We start from the raw sequence: 24,766 nt of genomic DNA, 5'->3' as shown, positions 1-24,766 counted from the left end.
GATGAGAAAAACACTGGCTCTCCTGATCCTGACGCTGGGCATCAGCGCCCCGGCCGCCGCGCTGACGCTTAACGAGGCTCGCGCCCAGGGGCGGGTAGGCGAAACCTTGAGTGGCTATATCGCCCCGCGTGAACGGGACCGCGACACGCTGGCGCTGGTTGAGCAGATCAATAAAGCGCGCACCGACAGCTATCAAAAGCTTGCCGACAGCAACAATATTCCGGTAGATGAAGTGGCTAAAATGGCCGGCAGCAAGCTGGTTGAGCGCGCTAACCCCGGGGAGTATGTCCAGGGCATTAACGGCAAATGGCTGCAGAAGTAGTTAGCGGTGGCGTTTGCGGTATTCGCCAGGCGAAATACCAAAACGTTGCTTAAACGCGGTCGAGAAGTGGCTATGGTCGGTAAAGCCCCAGCTGTAGCCAATACCCGCCAGCTTTTCGTCGTCGCGGGTGCCGCGCAGCATCTGTGCGCACAGATCCAGACGGCGATTCTTAATATACTGCGCCACCACCAGCCCTTTCTCCGCGAACATCCGGTACAGGCTGCGCACCGACATGCCGCTTTCTGAGGCGATCCACTCCGGGCGCAGATGCTCGGCCTGGATATGGTCGTCAATCAGGGTCAGAACCTGCGTAAACTGACGCTCCTTGCGCGGCTGCATGCTGTCGCGCTGCTGCAGCACCGGGCGCAGCAGACAGACCATCGCCTCCAGCGCGGCTTCGCTTTCCGTTTCGCTCAACGCCGGGTTGCTCATGCTCTCCTGCAATAACCGATAGCTAAGCTGGACGGTAGGCAGGGTGCGCGAGAGCTTTTGCGCGCAGCTCACTTCCTGAAAACGAAAATGCTGTTCGAGGATCTGACGCGGCAGCAAAAGCGAGATCTGGCGGGACTTTTCCGGCCAGTAGATCGAGCAGGGGCGTGAGGCGTCGATCAGGGTGATATCGCCCGAGTTCAGCACAATCTGCCGATCGTCCTGCTCCAGCCCGGCTTCGCCCTCAATCTGAAAGACGGTGTAGAACCAGGCATCGTTGCTGGTTTTGATCTCCTGGCGGGTGCGAAACAGGTTTACGCCACTGGCGGTCACGGTGCTGAGTTTAAGGTTACCGGTCCAGGTGGATTCCAGCTCGCCAAAAAACTCCCCCGTCAGCGGCCGGCCGGCAAAGCTGCCGCACACCTGGTTAATCTGCGCCAGCCACTGCTGATACTGGTCCTTTTCGCTTGCACACACCATGTCGTTACCCGCTACGTTGCCAATGTTTAAATATTGTTGCAGATATGTTTCTTTTTGCCCGTGACAGGGGGCGAAAACCCGCAAAGAAATCGGCATTCTGCCCGGGCGAAACGGCAGTATTGTCGCGTTTTGCGGTACCTGTCACAGGCGGCAAAACGAATGTCACACAGATAAAAGCGCGATCCCGGAAGCCATCTTAGACTGCGTTGACCCCCTGAGAATAATAAGGAAAAGCTATGTCTGATACACAGGTCGCAGTACTGCCGAGCGTGCAGCAATTTTTAGACAGGCAACACGGCCTCTGGGTTGAAGGACGCCAGTCCGCATCCGACAGCGACAAGCGTCTGGAGGTTTTCAACCCGGCAACCGGTCAGGTAATTGCCTTCACCGCGGATGCCAGCGCGCAGGACGTTGATCGCGCGGTGATGTCCGGCTGGCGGGCCTTTGTCGCCCGCAGCTGGTGCGGAAAACTGCCCGCCGAGCGGGAACGCATTCTGCTGCGCTTTGCCGATCTGGTGGAGCAGCACACCGAAGAGCTGGCGCAGCTCGAAACCCTTGAGCAGGGCAAATCGATTCATATCTCCCGCGCCTTTGAAGTGGGCTGCACCCTGAACTGGATGCGCTATACCGCCGGGTTAACCACCAAAATCGCCGGTAAAACCCTGGATCTCTCGATCCCGATGCCGCAGGGCGCGCGCTATCAGGCGTGGACCCGTAAAGAGCCGATTGGCGTGGTCGCCGGGATCGTGCCGTGGAACTTCCCGCTGTTGATTGGGATGTGGAAAGTGATGCCCGCGTTGGCGGCAGGGTGTTCTATCGTCATCAAGCCGTCGGAAACCACGCCGCTGACCCTGTTGCGGGTGGCCGAACTGGCGAGCGAGGCCGGGATCCCGGACGGCGTCTTTAACGTGGTGACCGGCAGCGGCGCGGTCTGTGGAGCGGCGCTGACCACCCATCCGCATATCGCCAAGGTGAGCTTTACTGGCTCGACGGCGACCGGCAAGCAGATTGCGCGCTCCGCCGCCGATCGTCTGACTGGCGTCACGCTGGAACTGGGGGGTAAAAACCCGGCTATCGTGCTGAAAGATGCCGATCCGTCATGGGTCATTGAAGGGCTGATGACCGGCAGCTTCCTGAATCAGGGCCAGGTGTGTGCCGCCAGCTCGCGCATTTATATCGAAGCACCGCTGTTTGATACGCTGGTGAGCGACTTTGAGCAGGCGGTGAAATCCCTGAGCGTCGGACCGGGCATGTCCCCGGAGGCGCACATCAACCCGCTGGTCTCCCGTGCCCACTGCGACAAAGTGCAGACGTTCCTGGATGAGGCGCAGTCGCACCACGCCGAGCTGATTACTGGCAACCGTGGCCCGAACGGCCAGGGGTATTACGTCTCACCAACGCTGGTGGTGAACCCGAACGCCAGCCTGCGTCTGACCCGTGAAGAGGTCTTTGGCCCGGTGGTCAACCTGGTGCGCGTCGCCGACGGCGAAGAAGCGTTGCGCCTGGCGAACGACAGCGAATACGGCCTGACCGCCAGCGTCTGGACGCAAAACGTCAGCAAAGCGTTGGAGTACACCGACCGTCTGCAGGCCGGCACCGTGTGGGTCAACAGCCATACCCTGATCGATGCCAACCTACCGTTCGGCGGGATGAAGCAATCGGGGACTGGCCGCGATTTCGGCCCGGACTGGCTGGATGGCTGGTGCGAAACCAAATCGGTGTGCGTGCGTTACTGAGACACTTCCCCCCAAATCGCCCGGCGGCGCTGCGCTTGCACGGGCCTACTTTCCTGGCACTAAATCGCCCGGCGGCGCTGCGCTTGCACGGGCCTACGATCTTGTAGGTCGGGTAAGGCGAAGCCGCCACCCGACACTTTCACATTCCACACCAGACTCACACATAAAAAAAGGCCGGGCGATTCGCCCGGCCAACACCTGCTTACTGCTTACTGCGCGTCTTTCTTTTTACCCAGCGACGGGGTTTCATCGAAGAAATTCCACGGTTTAAGCAGGGTATAGACCCATTCCGTTGGCATGATTGGCCACTCTTCGGCGCGCGCCACGTGGGTTGTGCCGGTGGTCATCCACACCACGTTATCCTGCTTATCCAGCGACTCATTATCCTTGCTAAACTGGCCCAGACCGGTGTCGTGCGTGGAGCGGTTCGGGAATTTACCTTCCGGGTACATCTCGTTCGGATGGTAGCGGGTCACCCACAGCTGCTTGTCCATAAAGCTCAGACGATGATAAATCCACTCGTCCGGGGCAAATTTGGCGCCGCTGGCCACCGGATGCGTACCGCCAGCATAAGGGATGATCTGGTACGAGACCGGGTTGCCCATGCGGTTCTCTTTGCTGGTGTTGCTCAGCAGGCGAATGGTGCCCGGGTCAAACTTCTGTGCCGCCTGCTGCTCGGTGTCGATGTTGTACTGATTAACCTGGATAGTACTGGTGCGCGGGCCGCCAGCGGTGTTGGGTTTCACTTCTGGATCCATCGCCACCAGGCTGTTGCTGGTGCCGTCCACGTCCATATCCAGACGGAAGTTATAGATGTGCTGGTGCGTGGTGCCGACGATGTTGTGGTCGATCAGCGTGCCGTATCGAGTATCGTCTTTGGCGCTCGGGTCGTGCATGGTTTTGGCCATCACGCCTTTCACTGCCTCAATCCCGGTGGCCCCGGCGTTGATCCCGATGGTGCCGTTTTCGTGGAACACCCAGTCAAAGATATAGTCGTAGTTGCCCACGGTGCTCACCCAACGCACCACCAGCTCGCGGCGTTCGGTGCTGACGTTGGGTTGACCCATCTCCTGGTGCTTATACTCCGGTCCGGCGTAACGTTCGAAAACGGCAATGGCGCGTGGGATGCTCATCGGCTGGCCGGTGTAATCCGGGATGGTCTGATCCAGCATCACGGCGTTAGACGGCACATCTTTGCCGCGCACCAGCGGCGAGGTGAGGGTACCCATGCCGTAGTCGCCAGAATCCAGATAGGCTTTAAAGTACCAGCCCACATCCGGGTCGCCGTAAGGCACGATCATCCCGCCCAGCGAGCCTTCGTACATCACCTGGCGTTTTTTGCCGTTGTCGTTAAAGGTCACGGTAGAGATGATCGGCCCAACGCGGGAGTCGAGGCTCAGGTGGAAATCCCAGTTCTGCCAGTGGATCATGTTGCCGGTGATGGTGTAGTTCTTGCCTTCCGGCTCGGTAATCTCCAGCGGTTTATGCACCACAGGTTCGCGGTCGCGACCGTCATACGGACGCGGCTCCATCGGCACCGGGACCACCGCGCCCTCTTCAATTTTGACGATCTTCTTCTCGACCAGATCGACCACCGCCACCAGGTTCTCGATCGGGTGCGCCCAGTAGTTGCCATCGCCCACGTCCAGATAGCTCACCACTTTCAGCAGCCGGTCTTCCTGCTTCAGGCCATCCTTACCGTCGAAGTAGCCGACGGTAAGCGGGGTGGTGATCACTTTGCTCGGGTCAGTGATACCGCGTTTTTTCACGATATCGGCATACTCTTTGCTGCCGTTGATGATGCTCTGCACCGCCATAAAGTCATCCAGCAGCACCATGCCCTGGGCGTCTTTAATCGGCTCCCAGTGCAGGATGGTCTTGTCTTTAAGATCAACTAACGCTTCGACAATGTACTTGCCGTCGAGCATGGTGATATTGGCCTGGCGCGGGGCATCCACCGCCGTACCGTTCAGCACAAAATCCCACACTTTGGCTTTATCCGGCTCGGCCAGCGCAATCTGGGTGAAGCGGGTGTTCGGCTTAAAGTCCGGCGAGGCTTTCACGATCGCGACGGCCTGTTTAATCTCATCGGCGCTTAACGCATTCAGCGGGTGCGGAGTTTTCTCTACCTGGAAGGTCTGATCGAGGCCCGACTGGAACACGTCGTTGACGAAGGTATCAGAGATCCACGCCTTTTTATCTTTCATCACCACCGGCACCAGCAGGGTGAGCGGCTTGCCGTTGACGATGGCGGTTTTCGCGCCCGGCTTCACTTTGATAAACGCCCCGTCTTTGCTGATGGTGTAGAGCTGGGCGTAATCGTCCCATTTCACGTCGGCACCAAATTCGGTCAGGGTTTTATCCATCTCGACCATATGCGCGGCACCACCGTGCGCCAGCGCCTGCGGTTGAGCAAAAAGAAGACCGGCGACGGCCAGCGCCAGCGCCGTTTTACGTGGAGAAAGGATGGAGGAGCTTCCCATGATTAACCTCTGTTGTTTATGTTGTTATCCACTCAGGACCGCTGTTCTGCGCGCGGTTTATTCATTGCCAACATAGCAATATCGCGGTGTGCACCGTTTGCCTGCGTTTGCCAGATTATTTGTCAGATGTGCCAGAAGCCGGGTAACGCGCACGGCGCTACCCGGAAAAGGGAGGGATCAGGAATCAAAATCTCCGCGCTGACGCGAAACGAGGGTCAGGATCGAGTACAGGGCGACCGGCTGCTGGTGCTGGTTGAAAATTTCCACCGACCACTCCACCACGCCGGTCGGTTTCTCTTCCGCCGTGCGCTGTTTTTTCAGCGTTTTACGTTTACAGGTCAGGCGCACCTGGATGGTGTCGCCCGGCTTCACCGGCTCGATAAAGCGCAGGTTCTCCATTCCGTAGTTGGCAATCACCGGCCCGACGCCCGCATCGACGAACAGCCCGGCGGCAGCCGAAATCAGGAAGTAACCGTGGACCACGCGTTCGCCGAAAATGGACTCTGCCGCGCCAATCTTGTCCATATGAGCGTAGAAATGATCCCCACTCAGGCAGGCAAAGTTGACGATATCGGTCTCGGTCAGAGTGCGACGTGGGGTTAACAGGCTGTCGCCCGGCTGCAGCTCCTCGAAGTGTTTGCGGAACGGATGGACGCGGTCCTCCTGCACCTGGGCCCCGCGCACCCACTGCTGGCTGATGGCGGCCAGCATGCTCGGGCTGCCCTGAATCGCGGTGCGCTGCAGGTAGTGCTTCACTGCGCGCAGGCCGCCCAGCTCTTCGCCACCGCCCGCGCGACCGGGGCCGCCGTGCACCAGCTGCGGCAGCGGGGAGCCGTGGCCGGTTGATTCTTTCGCCGACTCCTGGTTGAGGATCTGAATACGGCCGTGGGCACGGGCGGCCCCGGCAATAAACTGACGTGCCAGACGCAGATCCGCCGTCACCAGCGTACCGGCCAGGCTACCCCCCCCGGCGCGGGCCAGGCTCATGGCGTGCTCGCGGGTCTGATACGGCATTACGGTCGCGACCGGGCCAAACGCCTCGGTGGCATGGACGACAGGGGTTTCATCCGGCTGCGGGCAGAACAGCAGCGTTGGCGGGAAGAAGGCCCCTGCAGCGCTCAGGTCGGCTTTCCCGCCCAACAGAATCTGGCAACCGGCGGCCAGCAGGGTATTCACTTTTTCCTGCACGTCAGCGCGCTGTTCGGCATTGACCAGCGCGCCCATTTTGATCCCTTCCTGCGCCGGATCGCCAACCGGGACGTTGCCTAACCGGGCGATCAGCGCCTGGCCGACGGCGTCAACCTGCGCCTGCGGGACGATAATGCGGCGGATGGCGGTACATTTTTGCCCGGCTTTCGCCGTCATCTCACGCACCACTTCGCGGATAAACAGCGCAAACTCCGGCTGCTCCGGGGTGACGTCGTCGCCCAGCACGCAGCAGTTCAGGGAATCCGCTTCCATGGTGAACGGAATCGAGTGGGCGACGATGTTCGGGTGCACGCGCAGCATCTGGCCGGTCACCGCCGAGCCGGTAAAGGTCACCACGTCCTGGCTGTCCAGCTGGTCAAGCAGATCCCCCGCACCGCCGCAGATCAGGCTAATCGCTCCGTCCGGCACCAGGCCGCTGTCGGTAATCGTTTTCACCATCGCCTGGGTCACCTGCGCGGTGGCGGTGGCCGGTTTGATGATGGCTGGCATTCCGGCAAGCCAGGTTGGGGCCAGTTTTTCCAGCATTCCCCAGCAGGGGAAGTTAAAGGCGTTGATGTGCACCGCCACGCCGGATTTTGAGGTCAGGACGTGACGCGCGGCAAACCCGCCTTCTTTTGACAGGGGGATCAGTTCATCTTCCGGCCACAGGGTGTCGTCCGGCAGCTCGCGGCTGCCGAGGCTGGCGAAGGTAAACAACGTCCCGATACCGCCTTCGATATCCACCCAGCTGTCGGCGCGGGTGGCACCGGTCTGCGCCGACAGGGCATAGAACGCCTCTTTGTGGCTGAGCAGATGTTTCGCGACGGCTTTCAGCATCGCGGCGCGCTCGATAAAGGTCATCGCATGAAGGGCTTCGCCGCCTTTCTCAATGGCGTAGCGGCGCGCGGCGGCCATATCCAGCCCTTCGCTGGTAACGCTCCAGAGGGCTTCGCCGCTGATGGCGTGCGAAATAGTGCGCTCACGGCCCCGGCCAGACTGCCAGGCGCCGGACAAGAAGCTGGCTAACTGCTGCATGTTCTTTCTCCAGGTGGTTCGTGATTTCACTATAGATAGTTTGATTATGAATCATAAAATGCAAGGAATGTTTTAATGAAATGTTAATGATGTGATCTGACCTGACTATTGCCGCGTGTTACCGCCCACCACATAGGCCGCCCTGTAAAAGGCTTGCGAGCCACATCACAAAATAAACAAACAATCCTTGGGGTTATATTTAACCTTTGTGTAACTTTTAAGAAACGAAGTGATTCATCATTGAGTTAAAGTTACTTGTTAAACGAATCATAAGGGTGATGACGTGACGGAAGAACAACGCTTTGAACAGCGCATCGCGCAAGAGACAGCCATCGAGCCGCAGGACTGGATGCCTGAGGCGTATCGTAAAACGCTGATCCGCCAGATTGGTCAGCACGCGCATTCCGAGATTGTTGGCATGCTGCCGGAAGGTAACTGGATCGCCCGCGCCCCGACGCTGCGCCGCAAGGCGATTCTGCTGGCCAAGGTGCAGGACGAAGCGGGCCACGGTCTGTATCTCTACAGCGCGGCGGAAACGCTGGGCTGCGCCCGGGAAGACATCTACCAGAAGATGCTCGACGGCAAGATGAAATACTCCTCAATCTTTAACTATCCCACCTTGAGCTGGGCCGATATCGGCGTGATTGGCTGGCTGGTGGATGGCGCGGCCATCGTTAACCAGGTGGCGCTGTGCCGCACCTCCTATGGTCCGTATGCCCGTGCGATGGTGAAAATCTGCAAAGAAGAGAGCTTCCACCAGCGTCAGGGCTTTGAAGCCTGTATGGCGCTGGCGGCGGGCAACGACGCGCAGCGGCAGATGCTGCAGGACGCGATCAACCGCTTCTGGTGGCCAGCGCTGATGATGTTTGGCCCGAACGACGACAACTCGCCGAACAGCGCCCGCAGCCTGGCGTGGAAAATCAAACGTTTTGGCAATGACGAACTGCGTCAGCGCTTTGTCGACAACACCGTCTCGCAGGTCGAGATGCTGGGGATGACGGTGCCGGATGCCGATCTGCATTTCGATGCCGAAAGCGGTCACTACCGCTTTGGCGAGATCAACTGGCAGGAATTTGACGAGGTGATCAACGGACGCGGTGTCTGTAATCACGAGCGTCTGGCCGCCAAGAATAAAGCCTGGGAAGAGGGGACGTGGGTACGTGAAGCCGCCCTGGCGCACGCAGAAAAACACCACGCCCGCCACGTCGCGTAAGAGGAATCAAGATGAGCAAAACATACTGGCCGTTATATGAAGTGTTTGTCCGCAGCAAACAGGGGTTATCTCACCGTCACGTGGGCAGCCTGCACGCCGCCGACGACCGCATGGCGCTGGAAAACGCACGTGACGCGTACACCCGCCGCAGCGAAGGCTGTTCCATCTGGGTGGTGAAGGCGAGCGAAATCATTGCCTCCCAGCCGGAAGAGCGCGGTGAGTTTTTCGATCCGGCGGACAGCAAGGTTTATCGCCATCCGACCTTCTACACCATCCCTGATGGCATCGAGCACATGTGAGGTCGCCAATGAAAACGTTAACGGCTTATGTTCTGCGACTCGGTGATAACGGTCTGGTGTTGTCCCAGCGCCTGGGCGCGTGGTGTGGCCACGCGCCGGAACTGGAGATCGACCTGGCGCTGGCCAATATCGGCCTCGACCTGCTGGGGCAGGCGCGCAATTTCTTAACCTACGCCGCCGAGCTGGAAGGCAGCGGTGACGAAGACACGCTGGCGTTCCAGCGCGACGAACGCCAGTTCAGCAACCTGCTGCTGGTGGAACAACCCAACGGCAACTTCGCCGACACCATTGCCCGTCAGTACTTTATGGATGCCTGGCACGTGGCGCTGTACACCCGCCTGACCAGCAGTCGCGATCCGCAGCTGGCCGCCATCGCCGCTAAGTCGCTGAAAGAAGTGCGCTATCACCTGCGCTTTAGCCGCGGCTGGGTTGAGCGTCTGGGTGACGGCACCGAGGTGTCGCGGCAAAAAATGCAGCAGGCGGTCAACGACCTGTGGCGCTTTACCGCCGAGCTGTTTGAAGCCGACAAGATTGACCTGTCCTTAAGTGATGCGGGCATCGCCGTCGATCCGCGCACCCTGCGCGACGCGTGGGAAGCCGAAGTCCTGACCGGGCTGAACGCCGCCCAACTGAGCGTGCCGCAGGAAGCTGCCTATCGCAGCGGCGGCAGGCTGGGTCTGCACACCGAACATCTGGGACCGATGCTGGCGGAGATGCAATATCTGCAGCGCGTCAACCCCGGTCAGCAGTGGTAACGCAGGAGAACGCCATGCAACGTTTCGCCGACATCGCCCCCGCAGAAATCCCGCAGATCTGGTCGCTGTTAAGCCAGATCCCGGACCCGGAAATTCCGGTGCTGACCATTACCGACTTAGGCATGGTGCGCAGCGTGGTGCCGCAGGGTGAGGGCTGGGCGATCGGCTTTACGCCGACCTATTCCGGCTGCCCGGCAACTGACCATCTGATGGGTGCGATCCGCGACACGTTGACCGCGCACGGCTTCGCCCCGGTGCATATCGCCATCCAGCTCGATCCGGCCTGGACCACCGACTGGATGACCCCGGATGCGCGCGAACGCCTGCGCCAGTACGGTATCAGCCCGCCAGCCGGACACAGCTGCCATGCGCACCTGCCCGCCGAGGTGACCTGTCCGCGCTGCGCCAGCACCCACACCCGCATCATCAGTGAATTTGGTTCCACGGCCTGCAAGGCGCTGTATCGCTGCGAAAGCTGCCGTGAACCCTTCGATTATTTCAAATGTATCTGAGGTCGCCATGACAACGTTTCACGCCTTAACGGTGGCAAAAGTCGAACCCGAAACCCGCGACGCGGTGACCATCACCTTCGCGGTTCCCCAGGCGTTGCAGGAGGCGTATCGCTTCCGCCCGGGTCAGCACCTGACCTTGAAAACCCGCCTCGCGGGGGAAGAGCTGCGCCGCTGCTACTCTATTTGTCGCAGCGTCCAGCCGGGTGAGATCAGTGTCGCGGTCAAAGCCATCGACGGCGGGCGCTTTTCGCGCTATGCCCGGGATGAGATTAAACAAGGGATGGCGCTGGAGGTGATGGTGCCGCAGGGGCAGTTTGGTTACCAGCCGCAGGCCGAGCGTGAAGGCTGCTATCTGGCGATCGCCGCAGGCTCCGGGATCACCCCAATGCTGGCGATCATCTCCAGCACCCTGAAAACTGAACCCAACAGCCATTTCACTCTGATTTACGGCAACCGCAGCAGCCAGAGCATGATGTTCCGCGAAGCGCTTGCCGACCTGAAAGACCACTATCCGACGCGCCTGCAGGTGATTCACATCTTCAGCCAGGAGACGCTGGACAGCGAACTGCTGCACGGGCGAATCGACGGCGAAAAATTGCACGCGCTGGCGCGTCATCTGGTCGACTTTAGCCAGTTTGACGAGGCCTTTATCTGCGGCCCGGCGGCCATGATGGATGACGCTGAGCTGACGCTAAAAGCGCTGGGCATGGCGGAAAAATCGCTGCACCTCGAGCGCTTTAACACCCCTGGTACCCCGGTGAAGCGGGCGCACGCGATGCAGGTTGACGGGCAAAAAGTGACGGTGCGCCAGGACGGACGCGACCGCGAAATCACCTTCAACGCCGACGACGAAAGTATTCTCGACGCTGCTCTGCGCCAGGGCGCGGATCTGCCGTATGCCTGCAAAGGCGGAGTCTGCGCCACCTGCAAATGCAAAGTGCTGCGCGGCAAGGTGGAGATGGTCACCAACTACAGCCTCGAGCCGGACGAAGTGGCCGCAGGCTATGTGCTGAGCTGCCAGTCACTGCCGCTGACCGCGGATGTCGTTGTGGACTTTGATGCGAAGGGGATGGCATGAGCGAATTAATCGTTACCCGTCACGGGCGGGTCCTGCAGCTGACGCTGCATCGTCCGGCTGCCCGTAACGCGCTGAACAATGCCCTGCTGAGCGAGCTGGCAACCACGCTTGAAGCGGCCGCCGCCGACAGCGATATCTCAGTGTGCGTGATTGCCGGCAGCGATCGTTTTTTTGCTGCCGGGGCCGATCTGAATGAAATGGCCGACAAAGATCTGCCTGCCACCCTCAACGACGTTCGCCCGCAGCTGTGGGCGCGGATCAATGCCTTCAGCAAACCGCTGATTGCCGCCGTTAACGGCTACGCGCTGGGTGCCGGATGCGAACTGGTGCTGCTGTGCGATGTGGTGGTGGCCGGGGATAACGCCCGCTTCGGCCTGCCGGAAATTACCTTAGGCATTATGCCGGGCGCGGGCGGCACCCAGCGTCTGATCCGCTGCGTTGGCAAATCGCTGGCCAGCAAAATGGTGCTCACCGGCGAAAGCATTACCGCCCGCCAGGCGCTGGCCGCCGGGCTGGTGAGCGACATCTACCCGCCGGAACTGCTGCTCGAATATGCCCTGCAGCAGGCCGAAGTGATGGCGCGCCACTCGCCGCTGGCGCTGCAGACGGCAAAGCAGGCGTTACGCCAGTCGCAGGAGATGGCGCTGCAGGCCGGGCTGGTCCAGGAGCGTCAGTTGTTTACGCTGCTCTCGGCCACCGAAGATCGTCGCGAAGGCATCAGCGCCTTTCTGCAAAAACGCACCCCTGAATTCAAAGGACGCTAACCATGGATTTCATTCTGAGTCACGTTGAGCAGGGCGTCATGACGATTACCCTGAACCGCCCGGAGCGTCTCAACAGCTTTAATGAGGAGATGCACCAGCAGCTGGCGGCGTGCCTGACCCAGGCCGAGCGCGACGATGCCGTGCGTTGTCTGTTAGTGACCGGTGCCGGACGCGGCTTTTGCGCCGGACAGGACCTGAACGATCGTAACGTCGATCCGAACAGCCCCGCGCCGGATCTGGGTATGTCGGTCGAGAAATTTTACAACCCGCTGGTTAAGCGTCTGGCAAAACTGCCCAAGCCGGTGATCTGCGCGGTGAACGGCGTCGCCGCCGGGGCCGGGGCCACGCTGGCGTTGGGCTGCGACATCGTCATTGCCGCCCGTTCGGTTAACTTTGTAATGGCCTTCAGCAAGCTGGGACTGGTGCCGGATTCCGGCGGCACCTGGCTGCTGCCGCGCCTGACGGGCCGCGCGCGGGCGATGGGCCTGGCGCTGCTCGGCGAGAAAATCAGCGCCGAACAGGCGCAGGCCTGGGGGATGATCTGGCAGGTGGTGGATGACGGCGAGCTGGCCGCTACCGCCCAGCAGCTGGCAGTCCATCTGGCCGCGCAGCCGACCTTTGGCCTGGGGCTGATCAAGCAGGCGATCAACGCCGCCGAAACCAACACCCTCGATGCCCAGCTGGATCTCGAGCGCGATTACCAGCGCCTGGCTGGACGCAGCGCCGACTACCGCGAAGGCGTCAGCGCATTTCTCAACAAGCGCACGCCGCAGTTTACGGGGAAATAAGATGACCACGATTCATACCGTCGCGGTGATTGGCAGCGGCATCATGGGGGCCGGCATTGCCGAAGTGGCCGCCAGCCACGGTCACCCGGTGCTGATTTACGATATCAATGCAGACGCCATCTCCCGCGCCATCGACGGGATCCGTACTCGTCTGCAATCCCGGGTGACGCGCGGCAAGCTCAGCGTCAGCGTCTGCGATCAGACCTTGCAGCGTTTGATCCCGGTGACCGACATCCGCTCGCTGGCGGCAGCCGACCTGGTGATTGAAGCCGCCTCTGAACGTATGGAGATCAAAAAGGCGCTGTTCGCCGAACTGGCGACGATCTGCCCGGAAAAAACGCTGTTGACCAGTAACACGTCGTCAATCTCGATTACCGCGATTGCCGCCGATGTGCGCCACCCTGAGCGCGTGGCTGGCCTGCACTTCTTTAACCCGGCTCCGGTGATGAAGCTGGTGGAAGTGGTGAGCGGGTTGGCGACCTCGGAAGAGGTGGTCGCACAGCTCTGCGAACTGGCGGTGAACTGGGGTAAACAGCCGGTGCGCTGCCAGTCCACGCCTGGCTTTATCGTTAACCGCGTGGCGCGTGCGTACTACGCCGAAGCCTGGCGCGCGCTGGAGGAGCAGGTTGCTGCCCCGGAAGCGATTGACGCTGCGCTGCGCGAAGGGGCGGGTTTCCCAATGGGGCCGCTGGAGCTGACCGACATGATCGGCCAGGACGTCAACTTTGCCGTGACCTGCTCGGTGTTTAACGCCTTCTGGCAGGAGCGTCGTTTCCTGCCGTCGCTGGTGCAGCAGGAGCTGGTGCTGGCGGGGCGACTGGGTAAGAAGAGCGGCCAGGGCGTCTATAGCTGGCACAGCGACAAACCGACAGCAGGTTGGCTGGAGGCCGTGAGCGAGACCGACAGCGCGGTGCACGTGGCGAAGAGAAGTGACGGTGTCACCGAGCTGGACGATGTGCTGCTGATTGAAACTCAGGGCGAAACGGCCCAGGCGCTGGCCACCCGTCTCGGGCATCCGGTGGTGGTGGTCGATCGCCTGGAAGGCGAGGTGGCGGTGATTGCCGCTGCGGCCAGCAACCCGACATCAGCGACCCGTAAAGCAGTGTATCACCTGCAGCAGCAGGGGAAGCGCGTCCTGCAGGTCGCCGATTATCCGGGCCTGCTTATCTGGCGTACCGTGGCGATGATCGTCAATGAAGCCCTCGATGCCCTGCAAAAAGGGGTTGCCAGCGAACAGGATATCGATACCGCTATGCGCCTTGGGGTCAACTATCCGCGTGGTCCGCTGGCCTGGGGCGAGCAGCTCGGCTGGCAGCGGCTGCTGATCCTTCTGGAAAACCTGCAACGCCACTATGGCGAAGAACGTTACCGCCCATGTTCCCTGCTGCGCCAGCGTGCGCTTCTGGAGAGTAGCTATGAGTCCTAACGCCTGGCGCAACGCCCGCGCCATGTACGAAAACGATGCCTGCGCCCAGGCCTATGGCATCGACATTATCGAGATGGATGACGGCGTGGCGGTTCTGACCATGACCGTGACCCCACAGATGCTGAACGGCCACAAAAGCTGCCACGGCGGACAGCTGTTTACCCTCGCCGATACCGCTTTCGCCTACGCCTGCAACAGCCAGGGGCTGGCGGCGGTGGCCTCGGGCTGCACCATTGATTTTGTTCGCCCGGCGTTTGCCCACGACAAGCTGACCGCCACCGCACAGGTTCGCCATCAGGGAAAACTGACCGGCGTATACGACATTGAAATTGTTAATCAACAGCAAAAAACCGTGGCCCTGTTCCGTGGGAAATCCCACCGCATCGGCGGCACGATCACAGGAGAAGCATAATGCGTGACGCCTTTATTTGTGACGGGATCCGTACCCCTATTGGTCGCTACGGCGGCGCATTGTCTGGCGTCCGAACGGACGACCTGGGCGCAATCCCGCTGCGCGAGCTGCTGGTGCGTAACCCGCATCTCGACGCCGAGTGCATCGACGATGTGATCTTTGGCTGCGCCAACCAGGCAGGGGAAGACAACCGCAACGTGGCGCGCATGTCGCTGCTGCTGGCCGGGTTGCCGCAGACTGTTTCCGGCACCACGCTGAACCGTCTGTGCGGCTCCGGTCTGGATGCGCTGGGCTTTGCCGCCCGCGCTATTCGCGCCGGTGATGCGGACTTGATGATTGCCGGTGGTGTGGAGTCCATGTCCCGCGCGCCGTTCGTGATGGGCAAAGCCACCAGTGCCTTCCAGCGCCAGAATGAAATTTTCGATACCACCATCGGCTGGCGTTTTGTGAACCCGCTCATGGCACAACAATTTGGTTCTGACAGCATGCCGGAAACGGCAGAGAATGTAGCGGAATTGTTACGAATTTCCCGCGAAGACCAGGACGCCTTCGCCTGGCGCAGCCAGCAGCGTACTGCGCAGGCCCAGGCCAACGGCATTCTGGCGCAGGAAATCGTGCCGGTTCTCATCAAAGGTAAAAAAGGTGCGGTCACCGAAGTGGTACATGACGAGCACCTGCGCCCGGAGACCACCCTCGAAATGCTGGCCGGGCTGAAAGCCCCGTTCCGCGCAGGCGGCGTCGTCACCGCAGGCAACGCCTCCGGGGTGAACGACGGTGCCGCAGCGTTGATTGTCGCCAGCGAGAAGATGGCGGCCGCACAGGGCTTAACCCCGCGTACCCGCATCGTGGCGATGGCCACCGCCGGGGTCGAACCGCGTCTGATGGGTCTTGGCCCGGTACCCGCCACCCGCCGGGTGCTGGAGCGTGCTGGTCTGAGCATTCACGATATGGACGTGATTGAACTGAATGAAGCCTTTGCGTCGCAGGCGCTGGGTGTCCTGCGCGAGCTGGGGCTCCCGGACGATGCCTCGCAGGTTAACCCCAACGGTGGCGCGATTGCCTTAGGCCATCCGCTGGGAATGAGTGGAGCCCGACTGGCGTTGGCTGCCAGCCACGAGCTACATCGTCGTAAAGGGCGCTATGCGCTTTGCACGATGTGCATCGGTGTTGGTCAGGGTATTGCCCTGATCCTTGAGCGTGTCTAAGCAATAATAAAATGTGAGTACCCTACGATGACAACGACAACGACAAAGCTTGACCCGATCGAAACCGCCTCCATGGATGAACTGCGCGCGCTGCAAACCACGCGCATGAAATGGACCTTAGAACACGCGTACAACAACGTGCCGATGTACAAACGCAAGTTCGATGCGGCGGGTGTCCATCCTGATGATTTCAAAGAGCTGGCGGATATCCGCAAATTCCCGTGCACCACCAAACAGGATCTGCGCGACAACTACCCGTTTGATACCTTTGCCGTGCCGATGGAGCAGGTGGTGCGCATTCATGCCTCGTCTGGCACCACCGGCAAACCCACCGTGGTGGGCTATACCCAGAACGACATTGATACATGGGCAAACATTGTGGCGCGCTCCCTGCGTGCGGCAGGCGGCAGCGCAAAAGACAAAATTCACGTTGCCTATGGCTACGGGCTGTTCACCGGGGGACTGGGGGCGCACTACGGCGCCGAGCGTTTAGGCGCGACGGTGATCCCGATGTCCGGCGGCCAGACCGAGAAACAGGCCCAGCTGATCCGCGATTTCCAGCCGGATATGATCATGGTAACGCCGTCCTACTGCCTCAACCTGATTGAAGAACTTGAGCGCCAGATGGGCGGCGATGCCAGCAAATGCTCTCTGCGCGTCGGCGTATTTGGTGCTGAGCCGTGGACGCTGGCGATGCGCCGCGAAATCGAAAAACGCCTCGGCATTACCGCTCTGGACATCTATGGCCTGTCGGAAGTGATGGGTCCGGGGGTGGCGATGGAGTGCATCGAAACCGCCGATGGCCCGACCATCTGGGAAGATCATTTCTACCCGGAGATCGTCAACCCGAACGACGGCACGCCGCTGAACGACGGCGAGCAGGGCGAACTGTTGTTCACCACCCTGACCAAAGAAGCGCTGCCGGTGATCCGCTACCGCACCCGCGACCTGACGCGTCTGCTGCCGGGAACGGCCCGCACCATGCGCCGGATGGATCGCATCAGCGGACGCAGCGACGACATGCTGATCATTCGTGGCGTCAACGTCTTCCCGTCACAGCTGGAAGAGGAGATCGTCAAGTTTGAGCATCTGTCGCCGCACTACCAGCTGGAGGTCAATCGCCGGGGCCATCTTGATTCGCTTTCGGTGAAGGTGGAGTTGAAAGAGAGCAGCCTGACGTTGAACCACGAACAGCGCTGCCACGTGTGCCACGAGCTGCGCCATCGCATCAAATCAATGGTCGGGATCTCCACCGACGTGACCATCGTTAATTGCGGCAGCATCCCGCGCTCTGAAGGCAAAGCCTGCCGGGTGTTCGATCTGCGTAAGGTCGCCGCCAACGGCTAATCCGCTGCTGCGGCCCTCTCCATTTTAGGGGAGGGCCGCAGCCTGGGGGCTATGCTATGATTCATCCAACATAATAATCACAACAGAATGAATCACATGAGTAAACTCGACAGCTTTATTCAGCACGCGGTTAGCTCCGTTCCCATCAGCGGCACCTCCTTGATCGCTTCCCTGTACGGCGACGCGTTATCCCATCGCGGCGGCGAAGTCTGGTTGGGGAGTCTGGCGGCACTGCTGGAAGGGATGGGATTCGGCGAGCGCTTTGTGCGCACCGCGCTGTTTCGTCTCAACAAAGAAGGCTGGCTGGATGTGTCGCGCATCGGCAGGCGCAGCTTTTATCGGCTGAGCGATAAAGGGCTACGCTTAACCCGACGCGCCGAGGCGAAGATTTATCGCGCAGAATTACCCGCCTGGGATGGGAAATGGCTGCTGCTGCTCTCCGAAGGGATGGACAAAACCACCCTCGCGGAGGTGAAAAAGCAGCTGATCTGGCAGGGGTTCGGCACGCTGGCCCCCAGCCTGATGGCCTCGCCTTCGCAGCAGCTGGCAGATGTCCAGGCGCTGCTGCACGAAGCGGGGGTCGCGGAAAACGTGATCTGCTTTGAAGCCCACTCGCCGCTGGCGCTCTCGCGTGCCGCACTGCGTTCCCGGGTAGAAGAGTGCTGGCAGCTCAGCGAACAGAACGTAATGTACGAAACCTTTATCGACTCGTTCCGTCCGCTGTTGCCGCTGCTGCGGGAGGCCGCGTCGGATGAGCTGACGCCGGAACGCTGCTTCCAGATCCAGCTACTGCTGATCCATTTTTATCGTCGGGTGGTGCTCAAAGATCCGCTGTTGCCGGAAGAGTTACTCCCGTCGCACTGGGCGGGGCAAACGGCCCGCCAGTTGTGTATCAACATTTATCAGCGTGTGGCGCCGGGTGCGCTGGCGTTTGTCAGTGAAAAAGGGGAAACCACGGTCGGTGAACTGCCGTCGCCGGGCTCCTCTTACTGGCAACGCTTTGGCGGCCTGACGCTCGCGTAACGGAGGTTATGTGCCTGTATATCAAATCGACGGCATGACGCCGGTGGTCCCGGAAGAGAGCTATGTCCACCCGACAGCAGTGCTGATTGGCGATGTGATCCTGGGGAAGGGCGTGTACGTGGGGCCGAATGCCAGCCTGCGCGGTGACTTTGGCCGCATCGTGGTACAGGACGGGGCCAATATCCAGGATAACTGCATCATGCACGGCTTCCCGGAACAGGACACCGTGGTGGAAGAAGAGGGGCATATTGGTCACGGTGCCATTCTGCATGGCTGCATCATCCGCCGTAACGCGCTGGTGGGAATGAATGCGGTGGTGATGGATGGCGCGGTGATCGGTGAAAACAGCATCGTGGGCGCGGCGGCCTTTGTGAAAGCCAAAGCCGAGATGCCCGCTAACCATCTGATCATCGGCAGCCCGGCCAAAGCGATACGGGTGCTGAGCGAGCAGGAGCTGGCGTGGAAGCAGCAAGGCACGCGGGAATATCAAACCCTGGTTGAGCGCTGCAAACAGACAATGCACCAGGTCGAACCGCTGCGAGCGGCAGAGCCGGACCGCAAAAGGCTGGTATTTGACGAAAATTTACGCCCCAAATCGTCTCGCTGAGCAGCACAATGGCCGCTAAAACCCGATCGGGATCACGTAATTATCTGATTTAATGATATTAAACAATAAAATTTAATTGTTGGTGATTAGAGGGTTGACACTGCGTCTATAATGAGTAAATTAGAACTCAAGCACCGCAGAGAAATAAAGGTTTCACGGTGTGGTAATAAAGCAGTAACGAGATGCGATAATGGCCACGAAGTATTGTAGTTTGGGTCCTGGTAATCAGTACAAACCAGTGTGAACACGCTTTCAGGCCATGCAGTAAATATCGACAATCGCATAATGGGGAAGTAACCGCGATGATGTAAGGTCTTGTTTCAAAGAGTAATATTCGCGATTTGGGTACGATTCAGTATGCAGTTGAGAATATCGCGAAGCATTAAGGCCACGCATCAAAAGTATATATCGCGAGGGTGATGTACACGACAGGATAAATGTTATTTCAATCACTTATCAGGAGGTAGCGTTAACTGGCTTCAATGGTAATCCTGTGAGAATACGTACATTTTAGAAGTTGTAGTGTGTAATTAAGTTGATGAATGTTAAATATTAATTTGGTAGAACCCTAAAGGCCCCGGCAAATCATCGCTGGGGCTTTTTCATTTTTGGGGTTTTGCCGGATGCCCATTCAGTGCGCGGCCAGTGCATGTTATCCCGTTGAATTGAAAAAATAACCCGAATAATGCCACGACTTATTGGCCAAAAGGAGGATGCGCAGGGGGATAAAAAAACTCCCACCGGGCGGTGGGAGTGGGAAATCTTATGCAGTAACCAGGCTGTCGATTGCCGCTTTGGCATCGGTCTGCGCTTTGGTTGCCACTTCCGGACCGTAAGCAATCCCTTCTGCAAACACGAAGTTCACGTCGGTGATGCCGATAAAGCCCAGGAACACGGACAGGTACGGGGCAATCAGGTCGGTTGGGGTATCTTTATGGATACCGCCACGGCTTGACAGCACAACCGCGCGCTTACCGGTTACCAGACCTTCCGGGCCTTTCTCGGTGTAGCGGAAGGTTACGCCAGCACGTGCAATCAGGTCGAAGTAGTTTTTCAGCTGCGTTGGGATGTTGAAATTGTACATCGGGGCGTTGATCACGATAACGTCGTGCGCCTGAAGCTCGGCAATCAGCTCGTCGGACAGCGCCAGCGCTTCCTGCTGACGTGGCGTGAGTGGGGCATCGCTTGGACGCAGCGCGCCAACCAGTTCACCATCCAGTACCGGAATTGGCTGAGCGGCCAGGTCGCGGACGGTGATTTCATCTGCGCTGTGCTGTTCGCGCCACTGCTCAACGAAATAATCGGACAGCTGACCAGACTGAGAGTACCCTGCCAGAATACTGGATTTCAGAACTAATACTTTGCTCATGGGTGATTCCTTTTTTGTATTTGATTAGGGGGGTTGCCCCGTTGCTTGATGACACTCTATTCACAATCCTGTCGCAGGGATAGCGCAATATATCGAAGCCTATGTTCGAATTTTTTGAATAAGGCGTAAAAACCTGCGATGTGGTACTCTATACCTATCATTACAAAGAGAATTTATCCGGCAGTGCACTGCCCCCTAACGCTATGACAGAACAACAAAAACTCACCTTCGCGATGCTCATGCAACAGCTTGAATCGCTGATGTTGCGTGACAAACAGCGGTTTGCCCGCCGCCTGCAGGGCGTGAAGAAGGTTAAAAATCCTGATGCACAACAGGCTATTTATCAGGAGATGGCCAACGAGATTGAACAGGCTGCCGGTAAAGTCGTGCTGCGCGAAGCGTCACGACCAACGATCACCTATCCAGAAAACCTGCCCGTCAGTCAGAAGAAACAGGAAATTCTCGAGGCCGTGCGCGATCACCAGGTCGTAATTGTTGCCGGTGAAACCGGGTCGGGTAAAACCACTCAGCTGCCGAAAATCTGTATGGAGCTGGGGCGCGGGATCAAAGGCCTGATCGGCCACACCCAGCCGCGTCGACTGGCGGCGCGCACGGTGGCGAACCGTATTGCCGAAGAACTGCAAACCGAGCCGGGCGGCTGTATCGGTTATAAAGTGCGTTTCAGCGATCACGTCAGTGGCAACACCATGGTCAAGCTGATGACCGACGGGATCCTGCTGGCGGAGATCCAGCAGGATCGCATGCTGATGCAGTACGACACCATCATCATCGATGAAGCGCACGAGCGCAGCCTGAATATCGACTTCCTGCTGGGTTACCTGCGGGAGTTACTGCCGCGTCGGCCGGATCTGAAAATTATCATCACCTCCGCGACCATCGACCCGGAACGTTTTTCGCGCCATTTCAACAATGCGCCGATTATCGAAGTCTCCGGGCGAACCTATCCGGTTGATGTGCGCTACCGCCCGATGGTCGAAGACGCGGACGATACCGATCGCGATCAGCTGCAGGCCATTTTTGACGCGGTGGACGAACTGGGCAATGAAAGCCCGGGCGACATCCTGATCTTTATGAGTGGCGAGCGCGAAATCCGCGATACCGCCGACGCGCTCAGCAAGCGCGACCTGCGCCATACCGAAATTTTACCGCTATATGCGCGCCTGTCGAACAGCGAACAGAACCGCGTATTCCAGGCGCACAGCGGACGTCGCATCGTGCTGGCGACCAACGTGGCGGAAACCTCGCTCACCGTGCCGGGCATTAAATATGTGATTGACCCTGGTACGGCGCGCATCAGCCGTTACAGCTACCGCACCAAAGTGCAGCGTCTGCCGATTGAGCCGGTATCGCAGGCGTCGGCCAACCAGCGTAAGGGTCGCTGCGGTCGCGTCTCGGAAGGGATCTGTATTCGTCTCTATTCGGAAGACGATTTCCTGTCGCGTCCAGAGTTTACCGACCCGGAGATCCTGCGTACCAACCTGGCCTCGGTCATTTTGCAGATGACCGCCCTGGGGCTGGGCGATATCGCCGCGTTCCCGTTCGTCGAAGCGCCGGATAAGCGCAATATTCAGGACGGTGTGCGCCTGCTGGAAGAGCTGGGCGCCATCACCACCGATGAGCAGGCCACCGTCTACAAGCTGACGCCGATGGGCCGTCAGCTCAGCCAGCTGCCGGTAGATCCGCGTCTGGCGCGAATGGTGCTGGAGGCGCAGAAACACGGCTGCGTGCGTGAGGCGATGATTATCACCTCGGCGCTCTCTATTCAGGACCCGCGCGAGCGGCCAATGGACAAGCAGCAGGCCTCGGATGAAAAACACCGTCGCTTCCACGACAAAGAGTCTGACTTCCTCGCCTTTGTGAACCTGTGGAACTACCTCGGCGAGCAGCAGAAAGCGCTGTCGTCGAACCAGTTCCGCCGCCAGTGCAAGCTGGATTTCCTGAACTATCTGCGGGTGCGCGAGTGGCAGGACATCTACACCCAGCTGCGCCAGGTGGTGAAAGAGCTGGGCATTCCGGTGAACAGCGAACCGGCGGAGTATCGTGAAATTCACGTTTCGATGCTGACCGGGCTGCTGTCGCATATCGGGATGAAAGATACCGACAAGCAGGAATTTACCGGCGCGCGCAACGCCCGTTTCTCCATTTTCCCCGGCTCTGGCTTGTTCAAAAAGCCGCCGAAGTGGACCATGGTCGCCGAGCTGGTGGAAACCAGCCGCCTGTGGGGGCGTATTGCCGCGCGCATAGACCCGGAATGGGTGGAGCCGGTGGCGCAGCATCTGCTGAAACGTTCTTACAGTGAACCGCACTGGGAGCGGGCGCAGGGTGCGGTGATGGCGACTGAAAAAGTCACCGTCTACGGCCTGCCGGTGGTGGCCGCGCGGAAGGTTAACTACAGCCAAATCGATCCGGCTCTGTCGCGCGAGCTGTTTATTCGCCACGCGCTGGTGGAGGGCGACTGGCAGACCCGCCACGCTTTCTTCCGCGAAAACCTGAAGCTGCGTAACGAAGTCGAAGAGCTGGAGCACAAGTCTCGCCGTCGCGACATTCTGGTGGATGACGAGGCGCTGTTTGAGTTCTACGACCAGCGTATCAGCCACGATGTGGTCTCTGCCCGTCACTTTGACAGCTGGTGGAAAACGGTCAGCCGCGAGACCCCGGATCTGCTCAACTTTGAAAAGAGCATGCTGATTAAAGAGGGGGCGGAGCAGGTCAGCAAGCTGGACTATCCGAACTTCTGGCATCAGGGCAACCTCAAGCTGCGCCTGACCTATCAGTTTGAGCCGGGCACCGATGCCGACGGCGTGACCGTCCACATTCCGCTGCCGCTGCTCAACCAGGTCGAAGAGAGCGGCTTTGAGTGGCAAATCCCAGGCCTGCGCCGGGAGCTGATCATTGCTCTGATTAAATCGCTTCCCAAACCGGTGCGCCGCAACTTTGTGCCTGCGCCGAACTATGCCGAAGCGTTCCTCGGGCGCGCCACGCCGCTGGAGCTGCCGCTGCTGGATTCGCTCGAGCGCGAGCTGCGCAGGATGACCGGCGTCACCATTGACCGGGACGACTGGCACTGGGATCAGGTGCCCGATCACCTGAAAATCAGCTTCCGCGTGCTGGACGACAAGAACAAAAAGCTGCAGGAAGGCCGTTCCCTGACCGAACTGAAAGATGCTCTGAAAGGCAAAGTGCAGGAGACCTTATCCGCTGTGGCGGACGACGGTATCGAACAGAGCGGGCTGCATATCTGGAGCTTTGGTCAACTGCCGGAAAGTTACGAGCAGAAGCGCGGCAACTACAAGGTGAAAGCCTGGCCAGCGCTGGTGGATGAACGCGACAGCGTGGCGATCAAGCTTTTCGACAATCCGCAGGAACAGCAGCAGGCGATGTGGCGCGGTCTGCGCCGGTTACTGCTGTTGAACATCCCGTCGCCGATCAAGTATCTGCACGAAAAACTGCCGAACAAAGCCAAGCTCGGACTCTACTTCAACCCGTACGGCAAAGTGCTGGATCTGATAGACGACTGCATCTCCTGCGGCGTGGATCAGCTGATCAATGCGGCGGGTGGCCCGGTGTGGACCGAAGAAGGTTTTGCGACGCTGCACGAAAAAGTGCGCGCTGAGCTCAACGAAACCGTGGTTACCATTGCGAAGCAGGTCGAGCAGATACTGACCGCGGTGTTCAATATCAACAAGCGCCTGAAAGGGCGGGTGGATATGACTATGGCGCTGGGGCTGTCCGATGTGAAATCGCAGATGGCCGGGCTGGTGTACCGCGGGTTTGTCACCGGCAACGGTTACAAACGTCTGGGCGACACGCTGCGCTACCTGCAGGCGATTGAAAAGCGTCTGGAGAAGATGGCTGTCGATCCGCATCGCGACCGGGTGCAAATGCTGAAGGTTGAGAGCGTGCAGCAGCGCTGGCAGCAGTGGCTGAACAAACTGCCGCCTGCGCGCCGCGACGACGAGGACGTGCAGGAGATCCGCTGGATGATCGAAGAGCTGCGGGTCAGCTTCTTTGCCCAACAGCTGGGGACTCCGTATCCGATCTCCGATAAGCGTATTCTGCAGGCGATGGAGCAGATTTCAGCGTAGGTAAACGCAAAACGGTAACCTTCGGGTTACCGTTTTTATTGTTTTCTCCCTCTCCCGGTGGGTGTACAGACCGGGGACATGGTAAACAGGTGTTCGGGGACATGGTGAACACTTTTTAACACCCTTTACCCATGGTGATCGACTTTTTCTTCAGGTCGATCACCCCCACTTTCGTGCTGTACCACCACA

General features: G+C 59.4%; 20 protein-coding genes. 16 read left to right on the top strand and 4 right to left on the bottom strand.

Going from position 1 to position 24,766, the window contains the following annotated elements; genetic code table 11:
* The first annotated feature begins 1 nt into the window (after position 1).
* Entirely contained in the window at positions 2-322 is a 321-nt protein-coding gene (locus M8013_RS08950) for a YdbL family probable chaperone protein (RefSeq protein ID WP_271267633.1), read from the top strand.
* Here M8013_RS08950 and feaR read toward each other — a convergent pair whose 3' ends face one another.
* Positions 323-1,231, bottom strand: a complete 909-nt coding sequence (gene feaR, locus M8013_RS08945; protein WP_271267449.1) for a transcriptional regulator FeaR — start codon at positions 1,229-1,231, stop codon at positions 323-325.
* A 236-nt stretch (positions 1,232-1,467) separates the two neighbouring features.
* Between feaR and M8013_RS08940 the strand changes: the two genes are divergently transcribed.
* A complete protein-coding gene (locus tag M8013_RS08940; protein ID WP_271267448.1) occupies positions 1,468-2,967 on the top strand; it encodes an aldehyde dehydrogenase family protein in 1,500 nt (499 codons plus the stop codon).
* 209 nt (positions 2,968-3,176) lie between these two features.
* Here M8013_RS08940 and tynA read toward each other — a convergent pair whose 3' ends face one another.
* Together tynA and paaZ are read right to left on the bottom strand one after the other, a co-directional pair.
* A complete protein-coding gene (gene tynA / locus M8013_RS08935) occupies positions 3,177-5,450 on the bottom strand; it encodes a primary-amine oxidase (protein WP_271267447.1) in 2,274 nt (757 codons plus the stop codon).
* A 177-nt stretch (positions 5,451-5,627) separates the two neighbouring features.
* Entirely contained in the window at positions 5,628-7,673 is a 2,046-nt protein-coding gene (gene paaZ / locus M8013_RS08930; RefSeq protein WP_271267446.1) for a phenylacetic acid degradation bifunctional protein PaaZ, read from the bottom strand.
* A gap of 283 nt (positions 7,674-7,956) precedes the next feature.
* Between paaZ and paaA the strand changes: the two genes are divergently transcribed.
* The 13 genes from paaA to paaY all read left to right on the top strand — a co-directional run bounded on the left by paaA (position 7,957) and on the right by paaY (position 19,102).
* A complete protein-coding gene (gene paaA, locus M8013_RS08925; protein ID WP_271267445.1) occupies positions 7,957-8,886 on the top strand; it encodes a 1,2-phenylacetyl-CoA epoxidase subunit PaaA in 930 nt (309 codons plus the stop codon).
* Between the two features lie 11 nt (positions 8,887-8,897).
* Positions 8,898-9,185 carry a 1,2-phenylacetyl-CoA epoxidase subunit PaaB gene (gene paaB, locus M8013_RS08920; protein ID WP_271267444.1) on the top strand — a complete coding sequence of 96 codons (288 nt, stop codon included), beginning with the start codon at positions 8,898-8,900 and terminating at the stop codon, positions 9,183-9,185.
* A gap of 8 nt (positions 9,186-9,193) precedes the next feature.
* Entirely contained in the window at positions 9,194-9,940 is a 747-nt protein-coding gene (gene paaC / locus M8013_RS08915) for a 1,2-phenylacetyl-CoA epoxidase subunit PaaC (protein WP_271267443.1), read from the top strand.
* A gap of 14 nt (positions 9,941-9,954) precedes the next feature.
* Entirely contained in the window at positions 9,955-10,452 is a 498-nt protein-coding gene (gene paaD, locus M8013_RS08910; RefSeq protein WP_271267442.1) for a 1,2-phenylacetyl-CoA epoxidase subunit PaaD, read from the top strand.
* Between the two features lie 7 nt (positions 10,453-10,459).
* Complete coding sequence (paaE, locus tag M8013_RS08905; protein WP_271267441.1) at positions 10,460-11,530, top strand: 1,2-phenylacetyl-CoA epoxidase subunit PaaE; 1,071 nt, start codon at positions 10,460-10,462, stop codon at positions 11,528-11,530.
* Positions 11,527-12,294: a 2,3-dehydroadipyl-CoA hydratase PaaF gene (gene paaF / locus M8013_RS08900; protein ID WP_271267440.1), complete on the top strand. Its 768-nt coding sequence runs from the start codon at positions 11,527-11,529 to the stop codon at positions 12,292-12,294. The genes paaE and paaF overlap by 4 nt, the downstream gene beginning before the upstream one ends.
* A gap of 2 nt (positions 12,295-12,296) precedes the next feature.
* Positions 12,297-13,082, top strand: a complete 786-nt coding sequence (paaG, locus tag M8013_RS08895) for a 2-(1,2-epoxy-1,2-dihydrophenyl)acetyl-CoA isomerase PaaG (RefSeq protein WP_271267439.1) — start codon at positions 12,297-12,299, stop codon at positions 13,080-13,082.
* 1 nt (position 13,083) lies between these two features.
* A complete protein-coding gene (gene paaH, locus M8013_RS08890) occupies positions 13,084-14,508 on the top strand; it encodes a 3-hydroxyacyl-CoA dehydrogenase PaaH (RefSeq protein WP_271267438.1) in 1,425 nt (474 codons plus the stop codon).
* Positions 14,498-14,920 carry a hydroxyphenylacetyl-CoA thioesterase PaaI gene (gene paaI, locus M8013_RS08885; RefSeq protein WP_271267437.1) on the top strand — a complete coding sequence of 141 codons (423 nt, stop codon included), beginning with the start codon at positions 14,498-14,500 and terminating at the stop codon, positions 14,918-14,920. Before paaH ends, paaI begins: the two co-directional genes overlap by 11 nt.
* Positions 14,920-16,125 carry a 3-oxoadipyl-CoA thiolase gene (gene pcaF, locus M8013_RS08880; RefSeq protein WP_271267436.1) on the top strand — a complete coding sequence of 402 codons (1,206 nt, stop codon included), beginning with the start codon at positions 14,920-14,922 and terminating at the stop codon, positions 16,123-16,125. Before paaI ends, pcaF begins: the two co-directional genes overlap by 1 nt.
* A gap of 27 nt (positions 16,126-16,152) precedes the next feature.
* Entirely contained in the window at positions 16,153-17,472 is a 1,320-nt protein-coding gene (gene paaK, locus M8013_RS08875) for a phenylacetate--CoA ligase PaaK (RefSeq protein WP_271267435.1), read from the top strand.
* Between the two features lie 87 nt (positions 17,473-17,559).
* Positions 17,560-18,495: a phenylacetic acid degradation operon negative regulatory protein PaaX gene (gene paaX, locus M8013_RS08870; protein WP_271267434.1), complete on the top strand. Its 936-nt coding sequence runs from the start codon at positions 17,560-17,562 to the stop codon at positions 18,493-18,495.
* 10 nt (positions 18,496-18,505) lie between these two features.
* A complete protein-coding gene (gene paaY / locus M8013_RS08865) occupies positions 18,506-19,102 on the top strand; it encodes a phenylacetic acid degradation protein PaaY (protein ID WP_271267433.1) in 597 nt (198 codons plus the stop codon).
* A gap of 763 nt (positions 19,103-19,865) precedes the next feature.
* Here paaY and azoR read toward each other — a convergent pair.
* Positions 19,866-20,471, bottom strand: coding sequence for an FMN-dependent NADH-azoreductase (gene azoR, locus M8013_RS08860; protein ID WP_271267432.1), 606 nt, complete (start codon positions 20,469-20,471; stop codon positions 19,866-19,868).
* 203 nt (positions 20,472-20,674) lie between these two features.
* Between azoR and hrpA the strand changes: the two genes are divergently transcribed.
* A complete protein-coding gene (gene hrpA, locus M8013_RS08855; protein WP_271267431.1) occupies positions 20,675-24,577 on the top strand; it encodes an ATP-dependent RNA helicase HrpA in 3,903 nt (1,300 codons plus the stop codon).
* The last annotated feature ends 189 nt before the right edge of the window (positions 24,578-24,766 follow it).

Origin of the sequence: Silvania confinis, from assembly GCF_025564085.1 — a bacterium.
GTDB lineage: Bacteria > Pseudomonadota > Gammaproteobacteria > Enterobacterales > Enterobacteriaceae > Enterobacter > Enterobacter confinis.
This window is presented reverse-complemented; position numbering and strand designations above follow the sequence as displayed.

Excerpts from the sequence above, each read along its gene's own strand:
- paaE (WP_271267441.1), top strand. The coding sequence starts at position 10,460 with ATGACAACGTTTCACGCCTTAACGGTGGCAAAAGTCGAACCCGAAACC.
- paaG (WP_271267439.1), top strand. The coding sequence starts at position 12,297 with ATGGATTTCATTCTGAGTCACGTTGAGCAGGGCGTCATGACGATTACC.
- azoR (WP_271267432.1), bottom strand. The coding sequence starts at position 20,471 with ATGAGCAAAGTATTAGTTCTGAAATCCAGTATTCTGGCAGGGTACTCT.
- hrpA (WP_271267431.1), top strand. The coding sequence starts at position 20,675 with ATGACAGAACAACAAAAACTCACCTTCGCGATGCTCATGCAACAGCTT.
- tynA (WP_271267447.1), bottom strand. The coding sequence starts at position 5,450 with ATGGGAAGCTCCTCCATCCTTTCTCCACGTAAAACGGCGCTGGCGCTG.
- paaD (WP_271267442.1), top strand. The coding sequence starts at position 9,955 with ATGCAACGTTTCGCCGACATCGCCCCCGCAGAAATCCCGCAGATCTGG.
- M8013_RS08950 (WP_271267633.1), top strand. The coding sequence starts at position 2 with ATGAGAAAAACACTGGCTCTCCTGATCCTGACGCTGGGCATCAGCGCC.
- paaF (WP_271267440.1), top strand. The coding sequence starts at position 11,527 with ATGAGCGAATTAATCGTTACCCGTCACGGGCGGGTCCTGCAGCTGACG.
- paaB (WP_271267444.1), top strand. The coding sequence starts at position 8,898 with ATGAGCAAAACATACTGGCCGTTATATGAAGTGTTTGTCCGCAGCAAA.
- paaX (WP_271267434.1), top strand. The coding sequence starts at position 17,560 with ATGAATCACATGAGTAAACTCGACAGCTTTATTCAGCACGCGGTTAGC.
- paaC (WP_271267443.1), top strand. The coding sequence starts at position 9,194 with ATGAAAACGTTAACGGCTTATGTTCTGCGACTCGGTGATAACGGTCTG.
- paaK (WP_271267435.1), top strand. The coding sequence starts at position 16,153 with ATGACAACGACAACGACAAAGCTTGACCCGATCGAAACCGCCTCCATG.
- feaR (WP_271267449.1), bottom strand. The coding sequence starts at position 1,231 with ATGGTGTGTGCAAGCGAAAAGGACCAGTATCAGCAGTGGCTGGCGCAG.
- paaH (WP_271267438.1), top strand. The coding sequence starts at position 13,084 with ATGACCACGATTCATACCGTCGCGGTGATTGGCAGCGGCATCATGGGG.
- M8013_RS08940 (WP_271267448.1), top strand. The coding sequence starts at position 1,468 with ATGTCTGATACACAGGTCGCAGTACTGCCGAGCGTGCAGCAATTTTTA.
- paaI (WP_271267437.1), top strand. The coding sequence starts at position 14,498 with ATGAGTCCTAACGCCTGGCGCAACGCCCGCGCCATGTACGAAAACGAT.
- pcaF (WP_271267436.1), top strand. The coding sequence starts at position 14,920 with ATGCGTGACGCCTTTATTTGTGACGGGATCCGTACCCCTATTGGTCGC.
- paaZ (WP_271267446.1), bottom strand. The coding sequence starts at position 7,673 with ATGCAGCAGTTAGCCAGCTTCTTGTCCGGCGCCTGGCAGTCTGGCCGG.